General features: G+C 59.2%; 17 protein-coding genes and 3 pseudogenes. 9 read left to right on the top strand and 11 right to left on the bottom strand.

The features are described 5' to 3' along the window. Nucleotides 1–66: 66 nt before the first annotated feature. The 3 genes and pseudogenes from ACVTFQ_RS21720 to ACVTFQ_RS21710 all read left to right on the top strand — a co-directional run. Nucleotides 67–843 (top strand): annotated as a pseudogene (locus tag ACVTFQ_RS21720) (IS110 family RNA-guided transposase); the annotation flags it as partial. 386 nt (nucleotides 844–1,229) lie between these two features. Further along, nucleotides 1,230–2,348 (top strand): IS110 family RNA-guided transposase, encoded by a 1,119-nt coding sequence (locus ACVTFQ_RS21715; protein ID WP_112989820.1) that lies wholly within the window; start codon nucleotides 1,230–1,232, stop codon nucleotides 2,346–2,348. A gap of 331 nt (nucleotides 2,349–2,679) precedes the next feature. Next, nucleotides 2,680–3,869, top strand: a protein-coding gene (locus ACVTFQ_RS21710) for an IS3 family transposase (protein ID WP_112989818.1) whose coding sequence is annotated in 2 segments (ribosomal slippage) — nucleotides 2,680–2,932 and nucleotides 2,932–3,869 — 1,191 coding nt in all. Because the reading frame shifts where the segments join, the coding sequence is not laid out codon by codon here. 262 nt (nucleotides 3,870–4,131) lie between these two features. Here ACVTFQ_RS21710 and ACVTFQ_RS21705 read toward each other — a convergent pair. Then, nucleotides 4,132–4,908 (bottom strand): annotated as a pseudogene (locus ACVTFQ_RS21705) (IS110 family RNA-guided transposase); the annotation flags it as partial. Between the two features lie 131 nt (nucleotides 4,909–5,039). On the opposite strand from ACVTFQ_RS21705, the gene ACVTFQ_RS21700 reads away from it, so the two are divergent. The 3 genes from ACVTFQ_RS21700 to ACVTFQ_RS21690 are packed head-to-tail and all read left to right on the top strand — an operon-like array spanning nucleotide 5,040 to nucleotide 8,634. Continuing rightward, entirely contained in the window at nucleotides 5,040–6,269 is a 1,230-nt protein-coding gene (locus ACVTFQ_RS21700) for a site-specific integrase (RefSeq protein ID WP_269704327.1), read from the top strand. After that, complete coding sequence (locus ACVTFQ_RS21695) at nucleotides 6,266–7,633, top strand: tyrosine-type recombinase/integrase (RefSeq protein WP_269704329.1); 1,368 nt, start codon at nucleotides 6,266–6,268, stop codon at nucleotides 7,631–7,633. The genes ACVTFQ_RS21700 and ACVTFQ_RS21695 overlap by 4 nt, the downstream gene beginning before the upstream one ends. Next, nucleotides 7,630–8,634 (top strand): site-specific integrase, encoded by a 1,005-nt coding sequence (locus tag ACVTFQ_RS21690; protein ID WP_269704331.1) that lies wholly within the window; start codon nucleotides 7,630–7,632, stop codon nucleotides 8,632–8,634. The genes ACVTFQ_RS21695 and ACVTFQ_RS21690 overlap by 4 nt, the downstream gene beginning before the upstream one ends. A 110-nt stretch (nucleotides 8,635–8,744) precedes the next feature. On the opposite strand, the pseudogene ACVTFQ_RS21685 reads toward ACVTFQ_RS21690, so the two are convergent. Next, nucleotides 8,745–8,999: pseudogene (locus ACVTFQ_RS21685) on the bottom strand (IS110 family transposase); the annotation flags it as partial. 378 nt (nucleotides 9,000–9,377) lie between these two features. On the opposite strand from ACVTFQ_RS21685, the gene ACVTFQ_RS21680 reads away from it, so the two are divergent. Next, nucleotides 9,378–9,662: a hypothetical protein gene (locus ACVTFQ_RS21680; RefSeq protein WP_112949740.1), complete on the top strand. Its 285-nt coding sequence runs from the start codon at nucleotides 9,378–9,380 to the stop codon at nucleotides 9,660–9,662. Nucleotides 9,663–10,298: 636 nt separating this feature from the next. Here ACVTFQ_RS21680 and ACVTFQ_RS21675 read toward each other — a convergent pair. From ACVTFQ_RS21675 to ACVTFQ_RS21660, 4 genes are all read right to left on the bottom strand, one after another. Further along, entirely contained in the window at nucleotides 10,299–10,577 is a 279-nt protein-coding gene (locus ACVTFQ_RS21675; RefSeq protein WP_112949738.1) for a hypothetical protein, read from the bottom strand. A gap of 243 nt (nucleotides 10,578–10,820) precedes the next feature. Further along, the gene (locus tag ACVTFQ_RS21670) at nucleotides 10,821–11,219 is read right to left on the bottom strand and encodes a hypothetical protein (protein ID WP_112949737.1); all 399 of its coding nucleotides are present in this window, start codon (nucleotides 11,217–11,219) and stop codon (nucleotides 10,821–10,823) included. After that, entirely contained in the window at nucleotides 11,216–11,704 is a 489-nt protein-coding gene (locus ACVTFQ_RS21665) for a hypothetical protein (RefSeq protein WP_413397548.1), read from the bottom strand. The genes ACVTFQ_RS21670 and ACVTFQ_RS21665 overlap by 4 nt, the downstream gene beginning before the upstream one ends. Nucleotides 11,705–11,898: 194 nt before the next feature. Then, nucleotides 11,899–12,786, bottom strand: coding sequence for a LysR family transcriptional regulator (locus tag ACVTFQ_RS21660; RefSeq protein ID WP_112949735.1), 888 nt, complete (start codon nucleotides 12,784–12,786; stop codon nucleotides 11,899–11,901). A gap of 118 nt (nucleotides 12,787–12,904) precedes the next feature. Here ACVTFQ_RS21660 and ACVTFQ_RS21655 point away from each other — a divergent pair, with 118 nt between their 5' ends. Together ACVTFQ_RS21655 and ACVTFQ_RS21650 are read left to right on the top strand one after the other, a co-directional pair. Then, nucleotides 12,905–13,159, top strand: a complete 255-nt coding sequence (locus ACVTFQ_RS21655) for a helix-turn-helix domain-containing protein (RefSeq protein WP_111560503.1) — start codon at nucleotides 12,905–12,907, stop codon at nucleotides 13,157–13,159. Between the two features lie 335 nt (nucleotides 13,160–13,494). Next, nucleotides 13,495–13,746, top strand: a complete 252-nt coding sequence (locus tag ACVTFQ_RS21650; protein ID WP_112949734.1) for a helix-turn-helix domain-containing protein — start codon at nucleotides 13,495–13,497, stop codon at nucleotides 13,744–13,746. A gap of 86 nt (nucleotides 13,747–13,832) precedes the next feature. Here ACVTFQ_RS21650 and ACVTFQ_RS21645 read toward each other — a convergent pair whose 3' ends face one another. From ACVTFQ_RS21645 to ACVTFQ_RS21625, 5 genes are read right to left on the bottom strand one after another with little or no spacing between them, the layout of a single operon-like run. Then, a complete protein-coding gene (locus ACVTFQ_RS21645; protein ID WP_112949733.1) occupies nucleotides 13,833–14,945 on the bottom strand; it encodes a M24 family metallopeptidase in 1,113 nt (370 codons plus the stop codon). Between the two features lies 1 nt (nucleotide 14,946). Further along, nucleotides 14,947–16,167, bottom strand: a complete 1,221-nt coding sequence (locus ACVTFQ_RS21640; protein ID WP_112949732.1) for a M20 family metallopeptidase — start codon at nucleotides 16,165–16,167, stop codon at nucleotides 14,947–14,949. A 22-nt stretch (nucleotides 16,168–16,189) separates the two neighbouring features. After that, nucleotides 16,190–17,821: a nickel ABC transporter ATP-binding protein NikE gene (gene nikE / locus ACVTFQ_RS21635; RefSeq protein ID WP_112949731.1), complete on the bottom strand. Its 1,632-nt coding sequence runs from the start codon at nucleotides 17,819–17,821 to the stop codon at nucleotides 16,190–16,192. Nucleotides 17,822–17,831: 10 nt separating this feature from the next. Continuing rightward, a complete protein-coding gene (locus tag ACVTFQ_RS21630) occupies nucleotides 17,832–18,656 on the bottom strand; it encodes an ABC transporter permease (RefSeq protein WP_112949730.1) in 825 nt (274 codons plus the stop codon). Further along, entirely contained in the window at nucleotides 18,649–19,596 is a 948-nt protein-coding gene (locus ACVTFQ_RS21625; RefSeq protein WP_111560509.1) for an ABC transporter permease, read from the bottom strand. The genes ACVTFQ_RS21630 and ACVTFQ_RS21625 overlap by 8 nt, the downstream gene beginning before the upstream one ends. Nucleotides 19,597–19,657 lie beyond the last annotated feature (61 nt).

The raw sequence follows: 19,657 nt of genomic DNA, 5'->3' as shown, positions 1-19,657 counted from the left end.
CGACAAGAACGGCGAAAATCCGCCGATCAGGCCGCGCTCCTCCGCATTACGACGACCTCGTGATTAGTGAAGCGGCAGAAGAATGATGCGACCGACGCCGAAGCGATCTGCGAGGCTGTCACGCGGCCAACTATGCGCTTCGTTCCGGTGAAGAGCGAGGAGCAACAGAGCGTGCTGATGCTTCATCGTGTCCGCGAGCTTTTGATCCGACAACGAACGATGCTTGTGAACGCCTTGCGCGGACACCTGGCAGAGTTCGGCATCATTACGCGGCAGGGCGTTGCCGGTGTCGAAACGCTTATCGCGGTGGTCGAAGCCGGGGATCAAGATGTCATTCCGCCGCTTGCGCGTTCAGCACTTCTCTCGGTGGTAGGGCAGTTACGAGAGGTGCACGAGAAAATCGGCGAGATGGACCGCCAGATTCACACTTGGCATCGCGGGAACGAATTGAGCCGCCGCTTGGAGACGATCCCTGGAATCGGCCCGATTACTGCCAGTGCGATTGCCGCGACAGTTGCAGACGCGTCTCTCTTCAGATCCGGCCGACAATTGGCGGCGTGGATAGGCCTTGTACCACGGCAGAACTCATCGGGTGGCAAAGATCGTCTCGGGAGGATCAGCAAACAAGGTGATCCCTATCTCCGACGTCTTCTCGTCATTGGTGCGCACGCGGTCCTTCGCTTCAGTAAGAAGGGTAAAACGGCACCGACGCGTTGGGCGGCCGATCTTCTGGTGAAGAAGCCTTACAACGTCGTCGCCGTTGCTTTGGCAAACAAGATGGCGCGGATTGTGTGGGCACTGATGGCGACAGGCGGGCGCTTTGAGGGTACCGGCAGGCTCTGACAACCTGAGAGAATGCAGAAATTGGTGAGGTGCTGATGGTGTGATGGCGAACGGTCGAACCGGGATTGGAGAAACCCGATCAGTGGGTGCCGCTTGAAAGCGCGTTGACCTGTCTGGGATCCAATCAGCGGACTACATCAGGGCCAGCGGCATGAATAGGCCGCGATCAAAGGCCGAATACATGCCTGCACCCGACCAATCCGCCAGAAACGCCAAATTGCCCCTTGCCACGCGGAGGCCGTCCATACATGCCACTGAGAATTTCCTCCAGATTGGATTAGACCGTATGTTCGCGGGGTGAGTGTGGCCCGCCCCCGCGGTAAGCTGAATTCGGGGGTTGCTCTGGATTGGCCGGAGCCTTGCCCCATGCTTAGCGAGGGCGAACCATGAAAGAAGATAGCGTATTCTTCATTGGCCTGGATACATCCAAGTCGAAGATTTCAGTTGCGGTTGCCGATGGAGCGCGCAACGGCGAGGTGCGGTTTTTTGGCGACATCTCCTCGGAACCGGCGTCTGTGACGTCGATGGTCAACAGACTTTCAAAGCGTGGAGGGAAGCTTCACTTTTGCTACGAAGCAGGTCCGACCGGTTACGGCCTTTACCGTCAGATTATCGAACTGGGACACGACTGCGTGGTGGTGGCACCATCGCTCGTGCCCAGGCGTGCGGGCGACCGGGTGAAGACAAACCGCCGGGATGCCGTAAGCCTGGCGCGGCTGCACCGGGCGGGCGAACTGACCTCGGTCTGGGTTCCGGACGAAGGTCATGAGGCGATCCGCGACCTGGTACGAGCCCGCGAAGCTGCCAACGACGCGCTGAAACAGGCGCGTCAGCAACTTCAATCTTTCTTGTTGCGTCACGGCCGCATCTATACCGGACGCAAGCCATGGACGCGCGCCCATGTACGGTGGCTGGCGTGCCAGGGATTTGATCACCCCGCCCACCAAATCCTGTTGGCAGAATATTGCCAGGCCATCGAGGATGCCGGCGTGCGTCTGGACAGGCTAACGAAGTTGGTGGCGGAGACCGCAGCTTCCTGGTCGATGGCGCCGGTTGTGGCCGCCTATCAAGCGATGCGCGGCGTCGCGTTCATGACGGCGGTCACCTTTGTCGTCGAAATCGGCGACGTCAGGCGCTTTGATAATCCCCGTCAGTTGATGGCATATCTTGGCCTCGTGCCGTCGGAGAGCTCGACGGGCGAACGGGTCAAGCGTGGTGGGATTACCAAGGCGGGTAACACAAGGGCTCGAAGAGTTCTCATTGAAGGGGCTTGGACATATCGCTTCCCTGCACGGGTAAGCCCGACGATCCAGGCACGGCTGGAGGGACTGCCAAGGACAGTTCGCGAGATTGCCTGGAAAGGCCAAATACGGCTTTGCGCGCGCTATCGAAAACTAATCGCGGCAGGCAAGCCGAAGGTCGTCGCGGTCACCGCCATTGCGCGAGAAATGGCCGCGTTCCTGTGGGCGATTGGGCAGGAGGTCGCTCCTGCAACAAAGGTTTAAAGCGCCGACCGTCGGCGGAAAATTATCGAGAAACTCAATCATCTGTCTGATGTGCAAAGTTGGAGGCAGGGCTCCGGTGGGGAACCCTCGCGGACTCTATGTGGCGGATACATCCATGCCCGAGATTAGACAGAGGCAGCCCCAGACGAACACACGGAAATGCGGTACCCAACCCGCGTATAAGAGTATGCCAGCCGTCGTCTAAATGCCCTGTCTCCTGCTTTGTGCATCAGCTTTACGCATGACCTCCTCGTCAAAGGCGAAAGAAAAAACGCGCCTAACGAGCTTGCAAATGAACATAAGAGAGTCCGGCCTATTAAAGGACGGACGAATGAAGAAGCAGAGATTTACGGAAGAGCAGATTATTGCGGTGCTGAAGGAGCAGGAGGCTGGTGCGAAGGCAGCCGACCTCTGCCGCAAGCACGGAATTTCGGAAGCGACGTTTTACAACTGGAAAGCCAAATATGGCGGAATGGAAGTCTCCGAGGCGAAGCGGCTGAAGACGCTTGAGGACGAGAACGCCAGGCTGAAGAAGCTGCTGGCTGAACAGATGCTTGATGCAGCCGCGCTCCGCGAGCTTCTCGCAAAAAAATGGTAGGGCCTGCCGCCAAGCGTGAAGCCGTCACGCATCTGAAGGCCATCATGGGTCTTTCGGAGCGGCGGGCCTGCCAGATCATATCCGCCGACCGCAAGACGATCCGTTATCGGTCAAGTCGACCGCCGGAGGTCGACTTGCGGGAGAAGCTGCGTGACCTCGCCAATGAGCGGCGGCGCTTCGGTTATCGACGCCTTTTCATCCTGCTTCGGCGGGATGGAGAGCCGTCTGGCGTCAATCGCATCTACCGGCTCTATCGCGAGGAAGGACTTTCCGTTCGCAAGCGGAAAGCCAGGCGGCGTGCTGTCGGCACGCGCGCCCCGATCCTGGTCGAAGCGAAGGCCAATGCCCGCTGGTCGCTGGACTTCGTGCATGACCAGTTTGCTTGCGGAAGGAGGTTTCGCGTGCTCAATATCGTTGATGATGTGACGCGCGAATGCCTGGCGGCAATCCCGGACACCTCAATCTCCGGCCGTCGTGTTGCTCGCGAGTTGACGACGTTGATCGAACGGCGAGGCAAACCGGGAATGATCGTCTCCGACAACGGCACGGAGTTCACATCGAACGCCATCCTCGCGTGGTCGAAGGATCATAAAGTCGACTGGCACTACATCGCGCCGGGAAAGCCGATGCAGAACGGCTATGTTGAAAGTTTCAATGGTCGGATGCGCGACGAGCTGCTCAACGAAAGCCTGTTCTTTGGCCTCGATCATGCCCGAAGCGCCATTGCTGAATGGGCTGAGGATTTTAATAATTTCCGGCCGCACTCATCGCTCGGATACCAGACCCCGGCAGACTATGCCGGGTCCATCGCCGCAACCGGCTCCAACGCTGCGCAAGATGAAAGCTACGCATTTCCGCCGGTTGCTACCACCGCGCCACTTGGCGTATTCAAAACCGCCCAGGCTCTAATTGCCGCTGGATGAAAGTTCAGTGGCATGTATGGACGGCCTCCGCGTGGCAAGGGGCAATTTGGCGTTTCTGGCGGATTGGTCGGGTGCAGGCATGTATTCGGCCTTTGATCGCGGCCTATTCATGCCGCTGGCCCTGATGTAGTCCGCTGATTGGATCCCAGACAGGTCAACGCGCTTTCAAGCGGCACCCACTGATCGGGTTTCTCCAATCCCGGTTCGACCGTTCGCCATCACACCATCAGCACCTCACCAATTTCTGCATTCTCTCAGGTTGTCAGAGCCTGCCGGTACCCTCAAAGCGCCCGCCTGTCGCCATCAGTGCCCACACAATCCGCGCCATCTTGTTTGCCAAAGCAACGGCGACGACGTTGTAAGGCTTCTTCACCAGAAGATCGGCCGCCCAACGCGTCGGTGCCGTTTTACCCTTCTTACTGAAGCGAAGGACCGCGTGCGCACCAATGACGAGAAGACGTCGGAGATAGGGATCACCTTGTTTGCTGATCCTCCCGAGACGATCTTTGCCACCCGATGAGTTCTGCCGTGGTACAAGGCCTATCCACGCCGCCAATTGTCGGCCGGATCTGAAGAGAGACGCGTCTGCAACTGTCGCGGCAATCGCACTGGCAGTAATCGGGCCGATTCCAGGGATCGTCTCCAAGCGGCGGCTCAATTCGTTCCCGCGATGCCAAGTGTGAATTTGGCGGTCCATCTCGCCGATTTTCTCGTGCACCTCTCGTAACTGCCCTACCACCGAGAGAAGTGCTGAACGCGCAAGCGGCGGAATGACATCTTGATCCCCGGCTTCGACCACCGCGATAAGCGTTTCGACACCGGCAACGCCCTGCCGCGTAATGATGCCGAACTCTGCCAGGTGTCCGCGCAAGGCGTTCACAAGCATCGTTCGTTGTCGGATCAAAAGCTCGCGGACACGATGAAGCATCAGCACGCTCTGTTGCTCCTCGCTCTTCACCGGAACGAAGCGCATAGTTGGCCGCGTGACAGCCTCGCAGATCGCTTCGGCGTCGGTCGCATCATTCTTCTGCCGCTTCACTAATCACGAGGTCGTCGTAATGCGGAGGAGCGCGGCCTGATCGGCGGATTTTCGCTGTTTTCCGATCGGCTTGCTTTGCATTATTCGGTGCCGAACCTCTGCGGGTCAATCGACCAACAGAGGACTCGCCAATGCCCTATATCCGTCACGAACTAATTGCCGCACTCAATTCCTCCCTTATCAGTCAGCGATACAGCCCGGTCGTGGTGAGGAATTACTGCACCTACGCATCTGGATTTCTCGATTATCTGGGACAGCGGGGCATCCTGGTCGCAGACGTGATCGACGTGCAGGTAGAGCAATACCTGCGGCACGCGATCGTAAAGTTCGAAAAGGAGCGTGGTCGACGTCCCGGCGCACGCTGGCACGAGGTTCCGCGCTCCGGAATTCATGCGCTGTTGCGACTTGCTCACGGTCAATGGCCGCCAGCAATCGAGCCTATCTGCGCGGCCGATGTGGCCCGATTTGCAGTTTGTGACGAATACGAAATCTGGCTGCGTGAGGAACGCGGGTTGGCTCGCTCCAGCGTCGCAGCGCTGATGTGGGAAGCCCGGAACTTTCTTGCCTGGCAGATCGATTACGGAAGCGGCGGCTTGGCGGGGCTGAGCGTCGTTGACGTAGACCGTTACATGGATCTGCGCGCGCCGAAACTGACGCGCTGCTCGCTGAAGTCTGTCGCAGAGCGGCTTCGCTCGCTGCTGCGATATCTCCACATCACGGGTCGCGTCACAACGGACCTGTCAGGGCATGTGATAGCTCCGACGCTTTATGCATATGAAGGAGTGCCCTCAATCCTGGAGCGAGACCAGATCGCCGCGGTGCTGGAAACCGCGAGGGCGGACAAGACGCCAGCGGGGCTGCGGGACCATGCAATCCTGCAACTCCTTGCAACATATGGGCTACGGTCTGGAGAGATCCGCAATCTGCGGATCGAGGACATCGACTGGCGGACGGAAGCCATCCATGTTCGCCACCACAAGACGCGGGCCAGCACATCGCTGCCCCTGATGGAGCCGGTCGGTGAAGCGTTGCTTGCTTATCTGCGTTCCGGGCGGCCCGTGACGGACGCCAGGGAAATCTTCCTCCGCACGCGCGCGCCCTATCGCAAGCTCGACAAGCTTTACAGCGTGGTTCGCCGGTGGCTCCGTGACGCTGGTGTCCAACCGCCTGGTAAGTGTGGACCCCATATCTTCCGCCATGCGCGCGCTGTTGAGATGTTGCGGGTCGCGGTGCCTCAAAAGGTCATCGGCGACGTGCTGGGGCACCGTTCGACGGGATCGACGGCTCCCTACCTCAAGCTCGCCACCGAGGACCTCAGGGCCATTGCGCTTGACGTGCCGGGAATGGAGGTGCTGGCATGACCGCCCGCTGGCCCGATCCCGACCGCGCGATCATTGACCGCCATGTCGCGATCCTTGATCTGCACAGCATGAAAAGCCGAGCCTGTTATCGGCAGGTCCTGCATGGCTTCCAGGATGTGGCCGAACGTTACGATGCACTCGGTCAGGAAGTGCTGATTGCGTGGCTGCGTAAATCGGCCGAATGCTGGGCAGCGACGACGCGGCTACACCGCACCCGCATCATTGACCGGTTCCTCGAACGCCTGGTGGAAATCGGCGCGATCGAACGCAATCCCGTCACCGCTCTGCGAGATGCGTGCAATATCAAGCAGTGCATGCCCATCTGGCGGGCATTGGCGTCGCGGGATCCGGAACAGGCTCTCGCCGAACTGCGCCAGCCCAGGCCGTTCGGCAGCGTGCTGGGCGAAATGATGGCTGAGCATGTCGCGATGATGCGGCGCAGAGGATACAAATACACTTCGCAGCCCCTGTTGCTCTTGCGGTTCGACCGGTTCCTGCAGCTGCATCCGGGACCGGAGGCCGAACCGCTGAGCGCCATGGTTGATCGATGGGCGGCAACGAATGTCACGCGTCACCAAGTGGAGGAATGCGAAAAGCTCAAACGCGTCTTTGCGAAAATCCTTCGTCACCGCGACCCGTCGATACCTGTGCGGCGACCGGACCCGAGACCGAGGAAGGAGGCGGCCAGGCAATGGCGAAAGGCTCATATCTACTCGCCTGCCGACGTGCGGCGGATGCTCGAGGTTGCCCGCACCTATCCGTCTCCACGGGTGCCGCTTCGGCCGCTGAGCATGTACACAATGCTGCTGCTGGCCTATTGCGCAGGCTTGCGGCGCGGCGAGCTTGCCCGGCTCGATCTTGGTGACGTTGACCTGCGGGACGGTACGGTAACCGTCCGGCAGACCAAGTTCTTCAAGACTCGGATACTGCCGCTTCCCGACAGCGTTGTAGTCGAGCTTCGCGCCTACGTCGATGCACGGCGTCGTGCCGGTGGATCACAGGACGCGCGCTCCGGCTTGTTCTGGCACGAGCGAGGCGACGGTCACTACACGCCGGAAATGATCACGTGGTTGCTCTCTGACGTCATACGTCGCGCTGGGTTGAAGCCATTGCGAGGAAAAGCGGGCCCTCGCGTTCATGACCTGCGCCACTCGATGGTCGTGAACAGAATCCTGGAATGGTACCGGACGGGCATCAACCCGCAGGATCGCCTGCCGTTCCTCGCGACCTATCTCGGCCATAGGGATATCAACTCTACATTGGTCTACATCACCGTCACGCAGGAGCTGCTGCATTACGCGAATGAGCGGTTCCGGGCAGTTGGCGCACCGTGCCTCAGCATGGGGCAGGAGATGCGGCCATGAGCAAGGTTGACCGGTTCCCGGCCCTGCTGCGCGCGTTCTTCTACGAATGGCTGGTCGAGCAGCGCAACGCATCCATCCATACAGTCCGATCATACCGCGATACCTGGCGGTTGTTGCTCCGGTTCGTCGCCCAGCGTACTGGGAAGAAGGTGGCTATGATCACGCTGGCCGATCTGGCCGCCAGCGAGGTCGCCGCGTTCCTCAGTCACGCCGAACATGACCGTGGCGGTACGATCGGCACGCGCAACTGCCGGCTTGCGGCGATCCGCAGCTTCTTCCACTTCGTGGCCACAAGGGATCCTGGATCGATCGCGCAATGCGTGGAAATCCTCAACATACCGATCAAGCGCGCTCCGGTGTCGGAACCGAGCTATCTGGATCCGGCGGAAGTGACGGCGATCCTCGCTCAGCCAGATCGTTCGACCATTGAGGGCATGCGGGATCATGCGCTGCTCTCGTTCCTCTACAACAGCGGCGCACGAATACAGGAAGCGCTCGACCTTTGCCCAGAAGCAATCCGGTTCGAAAGCCCGAGTTGCGTGCGTTTGACCGGTAAGGGACGGAAGGAACGTATCTGTCCGCTCTGGCCAGAAACCGTGATGTTGCTGCGGAAACTGCTTGAACGGCAACCACGGGCGCCCGACCAGCGGCTGTTCGTCAACCGCTATGGCGAGCCGCTCAGCGCCTCCGGGGTCCGGTTCAAGCTCGCCGCCTACGTGAAGGCGGCGGCCGAAACCATGCCAACGCTGCGTGCCAAGCACGTAACGCCACACGCCTTCCGGCACGCCACCGCCGTGCACCTCATCTCGGCCGGCGTCGACATTACGGTCATCCGAAGCTGGCTCGGTCATGTCAGCCTCGACACGACCAACCACTATGCCAGGGCCAATCTGGAAACGAAGCGGAAAGCCCTGGAAAAGGTCGCCGTTCCAGCCACACCCGGCAGCCAGCCATCCTGGAAGCGCGATGCCAGCGTGCTCGCCTGGCTCGACACACTCTGAAATAATGCGGAGGAACATCGACAAGAACGGCGAAAATCCGCCGATCAGGCCGCGCTCCTCCGCATTACGACGACCTCGTGATTAGTGAAGTTATGCTCACCTCGCCATAACTTGACGTACGGCTTAACATAAGACGCGGGCATCAACCGAGCCTGGTGCCCCAGTGCCGTGAGAACCCGCGCCCAGTAGTGCCCCGTTGCACAAGCCTCGATCCCAATCAGGCATGGCGGCAATACCTTGAAGAATGCAACGACATCGTCTCGGCGAAGCCTACGACGGCACACGATAGCACCAGCCTCATTGATCCCGTGAACCTGGAATACCTGCTTGGCAATATCCAGGCCAATTATCGCAACCTTCTCCATGGACGCATCTCCTGATGTGAGTTCGACACGCGACATCTTGGCATATCGCGATGCCGGGAGCGGAGGCCGTCCATCACATCAGGTCATGGGCGCCGAAAAATCCGGCTCGACATCAGAAGCTCAGTTGAGAGGATCCAACGGCTCTTGATTGTGATCCAACTAGTCATTCATGCGGCGTCGTCAATAAGGGACAAGATGAGTATCACCATGCGGCCGACGGCGTAATTCTATCAATCAGCTTTCCAGGAGGCACGGGCTTTGGCACGCTAGCTGTAGCAATCGCACGAATTGAAGAAGGCTTTTGGGAGTCTCCCCCTATTGATGCCTGGGACGCATTCGAAACGCTGAAGCAGTTTAGAGGCCCAATCGAGGGCTATCATGCAGATACCTGAAGAGATCGATCCGATCTACAATGTCGAAGCTACGCGAGCCGAGCTCGACGTTGCACTCGATTTCGCAGTGGACTGTTTGGCGCGTCGGATCGCTAAAATCGTCAAACGTGATGAGCCCGTGTATCTCATAGGATCGGGATTTGACTTCTCGGAAATGGGGGCAAAGCTCGCGGAGCGCTTTAGTCACCTTCTGGTCGGTGTCGCATTCATCTGGACCGTGCCCAGAAAATATGCCTTGCCCAGCGGCGAGCGTGCGTTCTCCATCGCATAGCAAGTGATTGAGAGGCCGCAATCGGTATACCCTATCATCGTGCTCTGCCAGTCCGTCATCGCGGACGAGCTCGAAATCGCTACTTCAATACTCAATGTCGTGCAGACAGTGAAAAGCAGACGCTTCATTATCGTCTCGGCAGTCATGTCGGACTATGTTACAAAGCGGGTCGCGTCTTTGGTAGAAGATCGGCTGGGTAGCGAAATCAAAGTGATCGCGCTCGGTACGCTTGACGCAGATCTACGTGTTCTCCGAGATGCGATGTCCGACAACCTTGATGATCGCACCGACAGGTATGCACCGCTTATGTCCGAATGGCTCGTGCATCGAGCGTTTGGCCCCTGAGCGAGTTTACGGTCCTGCGGAAATTATGCCGAGTCCGTCGCGACCTGCACGCCACGACCGGTTATGTTGCCCGGTTGCCGGTTTCCCGATTGCGCGGCAACGGTAACGAACGACCAGCCTCGATGCTGGTTACGACCGGAACACTGGCGGAGGCGCTCTGTTCAGTCTTCGAGGCGTTGCCACCGAGAAAGTTAAAGGCCTGGCGCCCCGCACAGGCGGCGGGGCCCCAAGGCGTCTGTGCCGTTGGCGCCATCGAGCCTGCTGGCAGCGCAAGCTATTCCCTGCCCGGCACTAAGTGGAAACGATCATTTCAGCGAAGAATTCCCGCAGGATATTCGGAATCAGTTCTGCTTCGTCGGGCGACAGCAACCGATTCAAAGTCTGCTCTTCGATGGTTAAGTTAAATATATCGAATGACACCCACCCTTCCGACCACAATTCGATTGTTCCCATTTTGCTGTCGGCTTCTATCTCAAGTCTTTCAAGATCACCAAACTCGCCACCTGTAAACGACGAGCGAACGATGGAATATCCGTCAAGCCAAGGCATGACCTCATTGTCGATGTTCAAAACTACTTCCTCTCAAGAATTGCTATGTTGCTGATATTTGGGAGGTAGTCGCCGCCCTGCTTCTGTGGCGGATATTGTTGGGATTTTGCGGCATCGGGCCCAATCATCTGCGTCAACTCGGCAGCAGACATCGAGCGTCCTACGCGAGTGATGATAACGTCGTTAAACAAGCCTCGCCTAACCCAGCTCCGTTTCTTGGCGGCTTTTCCCATCGCTGAATGATACGGTATGAAGAGCGATCTTTTACGACGACACTAGTGATCCATCGTCACCAACCCAGATGATCGCCGGGATACTGTAGAAGTAGACTGTTAGTTCAGGGTCGTTTTCATCATCTATGTGGATGGGCCACTGAGCGGAAAGCGAGGCTACGATTTCCTCTGCGGTAGCGCTCCAATGCGATTCGCTGTCTTGTATTGTCAATTTAGGACATGGATTTGCTGGAGATACGTAGCAATCAGCCCCCGGAGCAATGAACTTGATTTTCCCGGCGTCTAGCAACTGCTTGATCGCTTCGAAGAAAGCCCACTTTTTCTCTTTCAGGGGGAGTAAATCGTCAGGGTCGATTGCGCTGAAAAGAGCGGAGGCCGAAAGGCCAAACACATTTCGAACAATATCAGCGATTTGATATATATTCCTCATGGATTGCCTCCTTTTAGGAACTTTATCTCAGGATTGTATGTCATACCAACTGCTCCCTTAGGCAAGTCGATCGTCCATGCTGGACCACTTTGTTCAGATGACGATGAGAAATCTCTCAAATTAAAACTGCCTTCTGGCGTGCTGACGACGTAGAGAGTACCCTTTCCTGGTATTATCCTTGGCGCTGGCATGATTGATGCCCCGGTAAGTTCAAGGAAGAACTGATTAATCTGCGCATCGGATGCACCCGTAAAAATCGCAGCATTTCCCCGGTTCGGGACGTCAGCGAAAACCGTTGATCCAATGGTCAGGACCCCTGAGGATTTGGAGAAAAGACTAATTGCTTGTTGTAGCGTGGGCGACAGAGGAGGTTTCGCTCCTGACGTCGTTCCTTGCGCGACCTCTTGTTCGGCAAGCCTTTGCTTGATCGCGAATGGTCCACCTACGCCTGCGAAGATGCCATTGAACACATCCCACGGCAGCATTGCCTGATCGACGCCATAGTTCGCGGCATGAACACCACTGAGCGGCGGCTGGCACCCGTAGGGCCGAAACGAAGAGCAGGACGGCAAGGCCGTTGCGGCCGGCGCGAGCCGGCAGGAGCAAAGCCGGGGCAGGACGCGGTGATGCTGACCTCGAAATGGCGGTGACAGGCGAGAGCAACGCTAGGCGTGACTGATTATCCTCGGCGCACCATCGACTTCGCGATCTCGACGATATCATCGCGTGACGCTGTCGGATCTTCCTTCGACCAGGCAATGCCAAGCCCGATCTTGAAGTCGATCCCCCTCACCTTCTTGAGCACGAAGCTGCGGTTCGGGATATCGGTCGTCCATTCCGGTGCGAAGCCGATGCCAAGACCGGCGGAGACGAGAGAGACCAGCGAATAGGTGTCATCACAGCTATAGGCGACGTTCTTGGTCAGATCGTATTCCTCGAACTTCCCGTTGAAATACCGTTCGGTGTAGGAGAGGTTCTGCCGGTTGAAGGCAATGATCTTCTGATCGCGAAGGTCCTCGATCGAAATCTCGTTGAGCGAAGCCAGAGGATTGCTCTCCGAAACCGCCAGCAGATAGCGTTCATGAGCAACCGAGAAGAAGCGCAGTGATCCAATGTTCTCGACCGGCCTGATGAATCCGAGGTTGAGCTGCCCGGTCTCAAGCCCGCGTATAATGTCTCCAGTGTTGCCTGAGGCAATGTGGATGCGGACGTCGGGAAACTTACGGGCGATCTTGCCAAGGAACAGGGGCAGCATGCCCATGGTGGCCGGATAGACGGTACCAATCTTGATCTGGCGGATGCGACTTCCACCCGCGGCCCGTGTCAGCTCGGTCGTCAGCTCCATCTCGCTGAGAATTCGGACGGCGCGGTCATAGAAGGTCTCCCCTGCCCTCGTCAGCTCGACCCGACGCGTGGAGCGAATGAACAAGGGACAACCGAGCTCCCGCTCCAGCGCCATGACATGATTGCTGAGCGCTGGCTGGGCGATGTTCATCTTGATCGCGGCACGACCGAAGTGGAGTTCCTCGGCGACGGCTCGGAAAAGGGATAGTTGGCGCAGTTCCATAGACTTCCCTCGCCGCACATGACCGTAGTTGTCACAATGCTTCGCAAACGATAAACTGAAGCTTGATAACATCGAATACTTATTCTTTCAACTTCAAAGTTTCGAAAAACAAAAGTTTATGATCAAACCTTCTCAGTGTCGTGCCGCTAGAGCGCTGCTGGATTGGACCCAGAGTGAACTCGCCAAGCGAACATCAATCAGCGCTGTGTCGATCCGCGCGTTCGAAAAGGGCGGCGAAATGCGACAGAGCAACCTCCGACTTCTGAAGCTGACTTTTGAAGCTGCAGATGTCATCTTCGAAAACGAAGGCGAGATGGTTTGCGGCGGTGTAGGCGTCCGCTTTCGACTTGGGCCGAATGGTCAGGATCGATAAACGGTGCTTTTTGCTTAGGCCTGCTCCCCTGCAATTTGCCACACCTCGCTTATCAACCGAGCGATCGGCATTTCAGAATGCGATTGGGCCAATCAGGAGCACGCCCATAAGGTTTGCCACCAAAGACGGCGCGACATTTTTGGCGAGGGGTGCCTCGTTCTTCAGCGAGCCGACGGCGCCCGCGCCGGAATTCGCGGAAGCCTGTAGCCTGACAGGCTTTGGGCTTCGCTGCCGGGCTAACTGTTCGGTTTAACGATTAGTGAATTCGGTGGCATTGCAATTGTTAGCGCACCACCTAAATTGTGTCGGAAAGTTGACGCATTCGGAGAAGCTACATGTCGCGATCCTACAGCAATATCGAGGATTCAAACGTTCCAACGCCATTGACCATTGACCTTGGCGACGCCGTGCGCTCGGCAAGGAACGTGGCTGGATACAGCATTGAGCAGCTTGCCGTGACCTGCGGTCTGACAGAGATGGAAATTGCCAAGGTCGAAGCGGGTTATGAAGGCGACAGGCGGCTCGTGACGCGAATCGCGAAGGCGCTGGGGATTACCACGACTGCGCTGTTCCCGACGGCCGTGTGACCGTCGCTATGATTCGCCATTTACCAAGGAAGGTCGATGTCATGCGAGGCAACATCCGACGCGAGGGAAGCTTCTCGCCCCCCTCGTTATAGAATATGGCGCTGGCCTCTAGTCAGCCGAACTCCGCCGTCCTTGCCGACGACTACTGTTTCGCTAAATCCGAGACCCCGCGCCGTGGCGTAAAGATGGAAGACCATGCCTTCCTCAAGCGGCCAGTTGGAGGTCGGCAGGAAGACACCGGAAAAATCGCTGGTGCGCGGCGTGCGGGTATAGAGCCCGAGCGTGTAGGCGGTGACATTTTCATAGACTGGTCGCAGGCCGGCATCGAGCGCGCCCTGGCGCATGATCGCATCGACATCGCTGGCGATCGCGCCCCGCTTCATCGCGGCAATCTGGCGATCCTGCAATTCGACCAGCTTTTCGGCAGCAGCCGTGAGTTCGGCTGACGGCGTGCCGACCACGATCGGCCGCATCATCCGCGCGCCATAGTTTCCGACGGGGGGGATCAGTTCGACATGCAGCACTTCGCCCTCCTCTATCGCCTCGGTCTTGAACACTCCGTGCAGGAATTCATGGCTGCCGGAGGCTTTCACCACCGGCCCGACCTCGCCGGTATCGGCGCCCTCTCGCAAGAATACGCCGGAGGCGATCGCTGCCGCGTCACGGGTGGTCATGCCGGGTTTGGCCTGGCTTGCAATTGCGACCATGGCCTTGTCGGCAATCTTGGATGCTTGCGCGAGAACCGCGATCTCTTCCGCCGATTTCACCCAGCGCAGGCTGTCGCTCAGGCCCGGCATCGGCACGAAGGTTGCCTCGGGCAGCAACTGGGAGAGGCGCATGAAGGTCGCGGCGCTGAGGCTGTAGGAATTGGTGTCGAGGCCGATCCTCGCCTTGCCGAAACCGTGGGCGCGAATGCTCATGGCAACCGCCGCCTGCGCTTCCTCCGTATCGTCAAAGCCGGTGACGTCGGTGATCCAGCTCGTTTGCCGGCACGGGGCTTCGTCCAGCGCGCGCAAGCAAAACCACGCATCGCCCTCGCGCGGCAGAAAGGCCGCGCGATACATGGTCTCGGAGACGGTATAGCCCGTCAGCCAAGCGAGAAGCTCGCCGCTATCGACAAGCAAGAGATCAGCGCTCGAAGACGCCATGGCATCTCGGGCGAGAGCGATACGGCGATCATATTCCGCCCGGGAGAACATGTTATGCCACCTCGCAGATATCGACGATGGTCAGCATGTAGACGCGGATCATGTCGAGGAAGTCGATGATGTCGACGCGCTCGTCGGGCATGGTGTTGTAGCGGCCGCCGGGACCGCAGACGATGCCTTCCATTCCGAGCTCGTGATGGAGATGACCGGCATCGGTGCCATAGAAGCGGGTTGGCGTAATCGCGCCGGTAGGCTGCTTTTCGCCTCGGACGGCTTCATAGGCGGCGTTGATCGACTTCACGATACGGCTGTCCGGAGAAACCTCGAAGGGCGGCATCAGCGGACGGCCTTCGATCATCTCGGGGACCAGCTTGGCTTTGAGGCCCGGGAAGCGCTCTTCGAGCGCGCGCAGTTCGCGCTCGAGGTCGGCAAGCACGCCTTCCTGCGTCTGGCCGGGAGCATAGCGGCAGGAGCCCTTGAGGCGGACGAAATCGGCCACCTGTGGCGGACGCCACTCTTCCAGATCGCGGCCGAGCGCGCCATGGACGACGCCGACATGGCCACGATTGATCGAACGATGCACGTCGCTTTTTGCGCCGCTGAAAATCATGGCATTGATGCGCGGGATGATGTCGCAAGCGGCTGCGATAGCATCGACGGATTCTTCGCGCTTGGACAGATGGCGCGTGTCGCCGGTCAGTTCGATGACGTAGCTGAGCGCTGCCGCGTGCATGGTGACGGCAACAAGGTCGCTTGGCTCGCTGTTGATGAAGTAATCGGCCTTCACGCCGCTGTGGATCGCCGCTAGCGTGCCGACGCCGCCCTGCAACTCGCCGACCACGAAGGTGAGCGTCACGTCGCCCTTCAGCTTCACGCCGGCATCGAGCAGCGTCCTCACCGCGCAGAAATAGGCGGCGTCGCCGGCCTTCATGTTGGAGACGCCGATGCCGTAGATGAACTTTTCGTCTACAAGGCCGGCATAGGGATCTACCGTCCAGCCTTCGGTCACCGGGTTCGTATCGAGATGGCCGTTGAACAGCAGGCTCTTGCCCCCGCCAGTTCCCTTCAATCGGCCGATCGTGTTGAAGCGGCGGCCTTCGTCGAACGGCTGGAGTTCGGCGTGGAAACCGATCTTCTCAAGCTCTTTCGCCATCCAGCGGGCGAGATCCTTCTCGCCTTCGGTTTCCGAGTGGCTCTTGTGCTGGACCATCTTCGACAGGAAATCGAGGCAGGCCTTTTCGTCGATCCGGTCCAACAGGGACTTCGGGTCCATTGTCATGCTCCTTGATGCGGTATCACTGGTATTGTGCGGCGGCGCGCGGCACCGCCTCGATCAGGCGGCGCGTGTAGTCCGTCCGGTTTGGGCTATCGATCTCGTCGGCCCTCACTACCTCGATCAGGTCACCGCGATACATCACGGCGATCCGGTGGGCGATCTGGCGGATCAGGTTGAGATCGTGGGTGATGAACAGATAGGCCGTGCCGCTAGCCTTCTGCAGATCGAGCAGAAGCTCGACGACGGAGGCTTGGACCGACACGTCGAGTGCCGAAGTGATCTCGTCGCAGATGACGAGCTTCGGCTTCGATGCGAAGGCGCGCGCGATCGCCACGCGCTGCTTTTCGCCGCCGGACAGCTGGTGCGGATAACGGTTGGCATGGGTGCGCGGCAGGCGCACCTGTTCCAGCATGTCGCCGATCCGCTTGTCCAGATCGGTGCCGTCGCCAAACAGTTTCAGCGGGCGCGAGAGGATTTCGGAAATCTTCTGGCGCGGATTGAGCGAGGCATCCGGATGCTGGAAGATGATCTGCACGTCCTTGCGATAGGCATTGTCCATGTCGCCGAGGCCTTTGATCTCGCGGCCGTCGAACCAGATCTTCCCCTCGAACCGGTTGAGACCGGTCATCGCCTTGGCAAGCGTCGACTTGCCCGAGCCGCTCTCGCCAACGATGCCGAGGATTTCGCCCGGATTGACGCTGAGGCTGATCGCATTGTTGCCGGTCACCCGTTCCATTTTCTTGCCGGTCAGTGCGGCGAGGAAAGGCTTGCGGCCGAAATGCACGCTGACATTCTCGACCTTGACCAGCGGCGTGTCGGCCACGACCACGTCTCCCTTGACCAGCCGATGGGCGGGATTGGGAACGGCCGCGATCAGTTCGCGGGTATAATCCTGCTGCGGGTTGGTGAAGATGTCGCGGACATTGCCCTGTTCGACGATATCGCCGCGCCTGATGACGGCGACACGGCTTGCGGTACGGGCGACCAGCGCCAGGTCGTGCGAGATATAGAGCGAGGCAACGCCGGTTTCGGCCTGCAGTTCGACGAAGAGATCGAGGATCTGGCGCGAGGTGATCACGTCGAGCGCCGTGGTCGGCTCGTCGAAAATGATGCATTCCGGGTTGCAGGCAAAGGCCGACGCTATAACGACGCGCTGCTTTTCGCCGCCGGAAACTTCATGCGGCATGCGGTGCATCATCCGCGCCGGCGTCTTCAGCCCCACATGGGCGAGCCGTTCCTCGCCTTCTTTCCACGCCTGGCTCCGGGTCAGGCCCCGATGACGGACGAGAACTTCCGCCAGCTGGGTGCCGAGCGACAAGGTCGGGTTGAGCGAGGTGCTCGGGTCCTGGAACACCATGCTGATGCGCCGGCCCCGAATGGCTTCCATCTCGCGCTCCGACTTGTCGACAAGATTGTCGCCGCCAAGCAAGATTTTCTCGCCAGGTTCGCGGGCGTTCTTCGGCAGGTAGCGCATGATCGACCAGGCAAGCGAGGTTTTGCCCGAGCCGCTTTCACCGACGAGGCCGAGGATCTCGCCGCGGTTGATGGCGAGATCGATGTTTTTCAGCGCGTGATAAGGGCCGTTGGCGGTCTCGTAATCCAGCGAGTAGTTCTCGATCGCGAGGACCGGCTTGTTTGCGGTATTGGTCATGGGTGTCACCTCAGGTCCGCGGATTGAGGGCATCGCGGAGACCGTCGCCCAGAAGGTTGAAGCCGACGGCGACGATCGCGATCGCCACGCTCGGCCAGATCAGGATGCCGGCGGAAAGATGCATGTAGCGACGGGCTTCCGAGACCATCAGGCCCCATTCGGCGGCCGGCGGCTGGGCACCGAGACCGAGGAAGCTCAAGGTGGCGAACAGCATCACGGCAAACGACACGCGGATGGTCATCTCGACGATGATCGGGGCAATGACGTTCGGCAGCATTTCGCGGCGGATGATGTAGGCGGAGCTTTCGCCACGGGCGATTGCCGCATTCACATAGTCCTGCTTGCGCACCGACAGCGCCACGCTTCGGGTGATGCGGGCCATGCCTGGGGCAAATGCGATGGCGACTGCGACAAGCGCATTGACCGTGCTAGAGCCGAGAAGATTGACCACGAGGAGCGCGAAAAGCAGGCTTGGGATCGACATGACGGCATCGATGGTGCGCATGATGAATTCGTCGGCTCGGCCGCCGAGGAAGGCGGAGGCGGTGCCAATTAGGGCGCCGATCAAGGTGCCCACGATGGTGGCGAAAACAGCCATGACGACGGTGGCACGCGCGCCGATCAGCAGACGGCTGAAGATGTCGCGACCATACTGGTCGGTGCCGAGCCAGTAGGCGGCGCTCGGTCCCTTGTAGCGGGCAAGCGGCGACAGCTTTTCCGGGTCGTAGGGTGCGATCATTGGGCCGAACACGACGATGGCGAGGACCAACACGACGAGGAAGGTGCCGATGGCGCCCTGTGGCGTCCTTAGCAGGCGTTTCATGAACTCAGTCATACTGGATCCTCTTGTCGAGCCATGCATAGAGGATGTCGGCGATGAAATTGACGATCGAATAGGTGGCGGCCATGATCAGCACGCCGGCCTGGATGGCGGGCAGGTCGCGCGCCTGGATGGCGACGATCAGCTGGCGGCCGATGCCGGGAATGGCAAAGATTTCCTCGACGACGATGACGCCGCCGAGAAGATAACCGACATCAAGCGCGACGATGGTGATCGTCGGCAGAAGCGCATTGCGCAGTGCGTGACGGCGAAGCACATGGCCGCGCGACATGCCTTTCAGCCTTGCCGCGCGGATATAATCCGTGTGCAGCACATCGACGAGTTCGGAGCGCACCATGCGCGAAACGTGGGCAATTAGGATGATCGAGATGACGCAGACCGGCAGGACGAGATGCGAGATGCCATCGACAAAATCATCCGTCAGCGGGACATAGCCCGTCGGCGGAAGCCACTTCATCCAGTCGGCGAAGATTAGGACTGCCAGCGTTGCGGTGACGAATTCAGGCAATGCCACGCCTGCATAGGAGATCAGGCTGACGACCATGTCGGCGACCTTGCCGCGCCGGATGGCGGCAATGATGCCGAGCGGAATGGCGAGGATCAGCATCAGACCGATAGACAGGAAGGCGAGCAGCAGCGAGCGCCCGAGGGCCTCGAACATGACCGGGCCGACGGGCTGGCCGGTACGCAGCGATGTGCCAAGATCACCTTGCAGCACATGGCCGAGCCACGTCGCATATTGCTGCCAGATCGGCTGGTCGAGACCCATGCTCTGGCGCAGCGCATCAAGCGCATCCTTGGTGGCGTTTTCGCCCAGCATCATGACGGCGGCGTCGGCGGGCAGGATCTGGGTGATGGCGAAGACGATGAGCGACACGACGAGAAGCGTGTAGACGATCATCACCAGCCGCTTGGCTATGTAGTTCGGAGACAGGTGCGTGTTCCTTGGTCAAAAGGGCCGGACGCCCGATTCAGGCGTCCGGCGAAGTTGACGT

It is taken from the genome of Rhizobium sp. O111, assembly GCF_055616315.1.
The sequence above is the reverse complement of the archived record's forward strand: the minus strand, read 5'-3'. Positions and strand labels throughout refer to the sequence as shown.

What these genes read in the sequence shown, in the direction of transcription:
- ACVTFQ_RS21715 (WP_112989820.1), top strand. Translation starts at nt 1,230, where the DNA reads ATGAAAGAAGATAGCGTATTCTTCATTGGCCTGGATACATCCAAGTCG.
- ACVTFQ_RS21700 (WP_269704327.1), top strand. Translation starts at nt 5,040, where the DNA reads ATGCCCTATATCCGTCACGAACTAATTGCCGCACTCAATTCCTCCCTT.
- ACVTFQ_RS21695 (WP_269704329.1), top strand. Translation starts at nt 6,266, where the DNA reads ATGACCGCCCGCTGGCCCGATCCCGACCGCGCGATCATTGACCGCCAT.
- ACVTFQ_RS21690 (WP_269704331.1), top strand. Translation starts at nt 7,630, where the DNA reads ATGAGCAAGGTTGACCGGTTCCCGGCCCTGCTGCGCGCGTTCTTCTAC.
- ACVTFQ_RS21680 (WP_112949740.1), top strand. Translation starts at nt 9,378, where the DNA reads ATGCAGATACCTGAAGAGATCGATCCGATCTACAATGTCGAAGCTACG.
- ACVTFQ_RS21670 (WP_112949737.1), bottom strand. Translation starts at nt 11,219, where the DNA reads ATGAGGAATATATATCAAATCGCTGATATTGTTCGAAATGTGTTTGGC.
- ACVTFQ_RS21665 (WP_413397548.1), bottom strand. Translation starts at nt 11,704, where the DNA reads ATGCTGCCGTGGGATGTGTTCAATGGCATCTTCGCAGGCGTAGGTGGA.
- ACVTFQ_RS21660 (WP_112949735.1), bottom strand. Translation starts at nt 12,786, where the DNA reads ATGGAACTGCGCCAACTATCCCTTTTCCGAGCCGTCGCCGAGGAACTC.
- ACVTFQ_RS21655 (WP_111560503.1), top strand. Translation starts at nt 12,905, where the DNA reads ATGATCAAACCTTCTCAGTGTCGTGCCGCTAGAGCGCTGCTGGATTGG.
- ACVTFQ_RS21650 (WP_112949734.1), top strand. Translation starts at nt 13,495, where the DNA reads ATGTCGCGATCCTACAGCAATATCGAGGATTCAAACGTTCCAACGCCA.
- ACVTFQ_RS21645 (WP_112949733.1), bottom strand. Translation starts at nt 14,945, where the DNA reads ATGTTCTCCCGGGCGGAATATGATCGCCGTATCGCTCTCGCCCGAGAT.
- ACVTFQ_RS21640 (WP_112949732.1), bottom strand. Translation starts at nt 16,167, where the DNA reads ATGGACCCGAAGTCCCTGTTGGACCGGATCGACGAAAAGGCCTGCCTC.
- nikE (WP_112949731.1), bottom strand. Translation starts at nt 17,821, where the DNA reads ATGACCAATACCGCAAACAAGCCGGTCCTCGCGATCGAGAACTACTCG.
- ACVTFQ_RS21630 (WP_112949730.1), bottom strand. Translation starts at nt 18,656, where the DNA reads ATGACTGAGTTCATGAAACGCCTGCTAAGGACGCCACAGGGCGCCATC.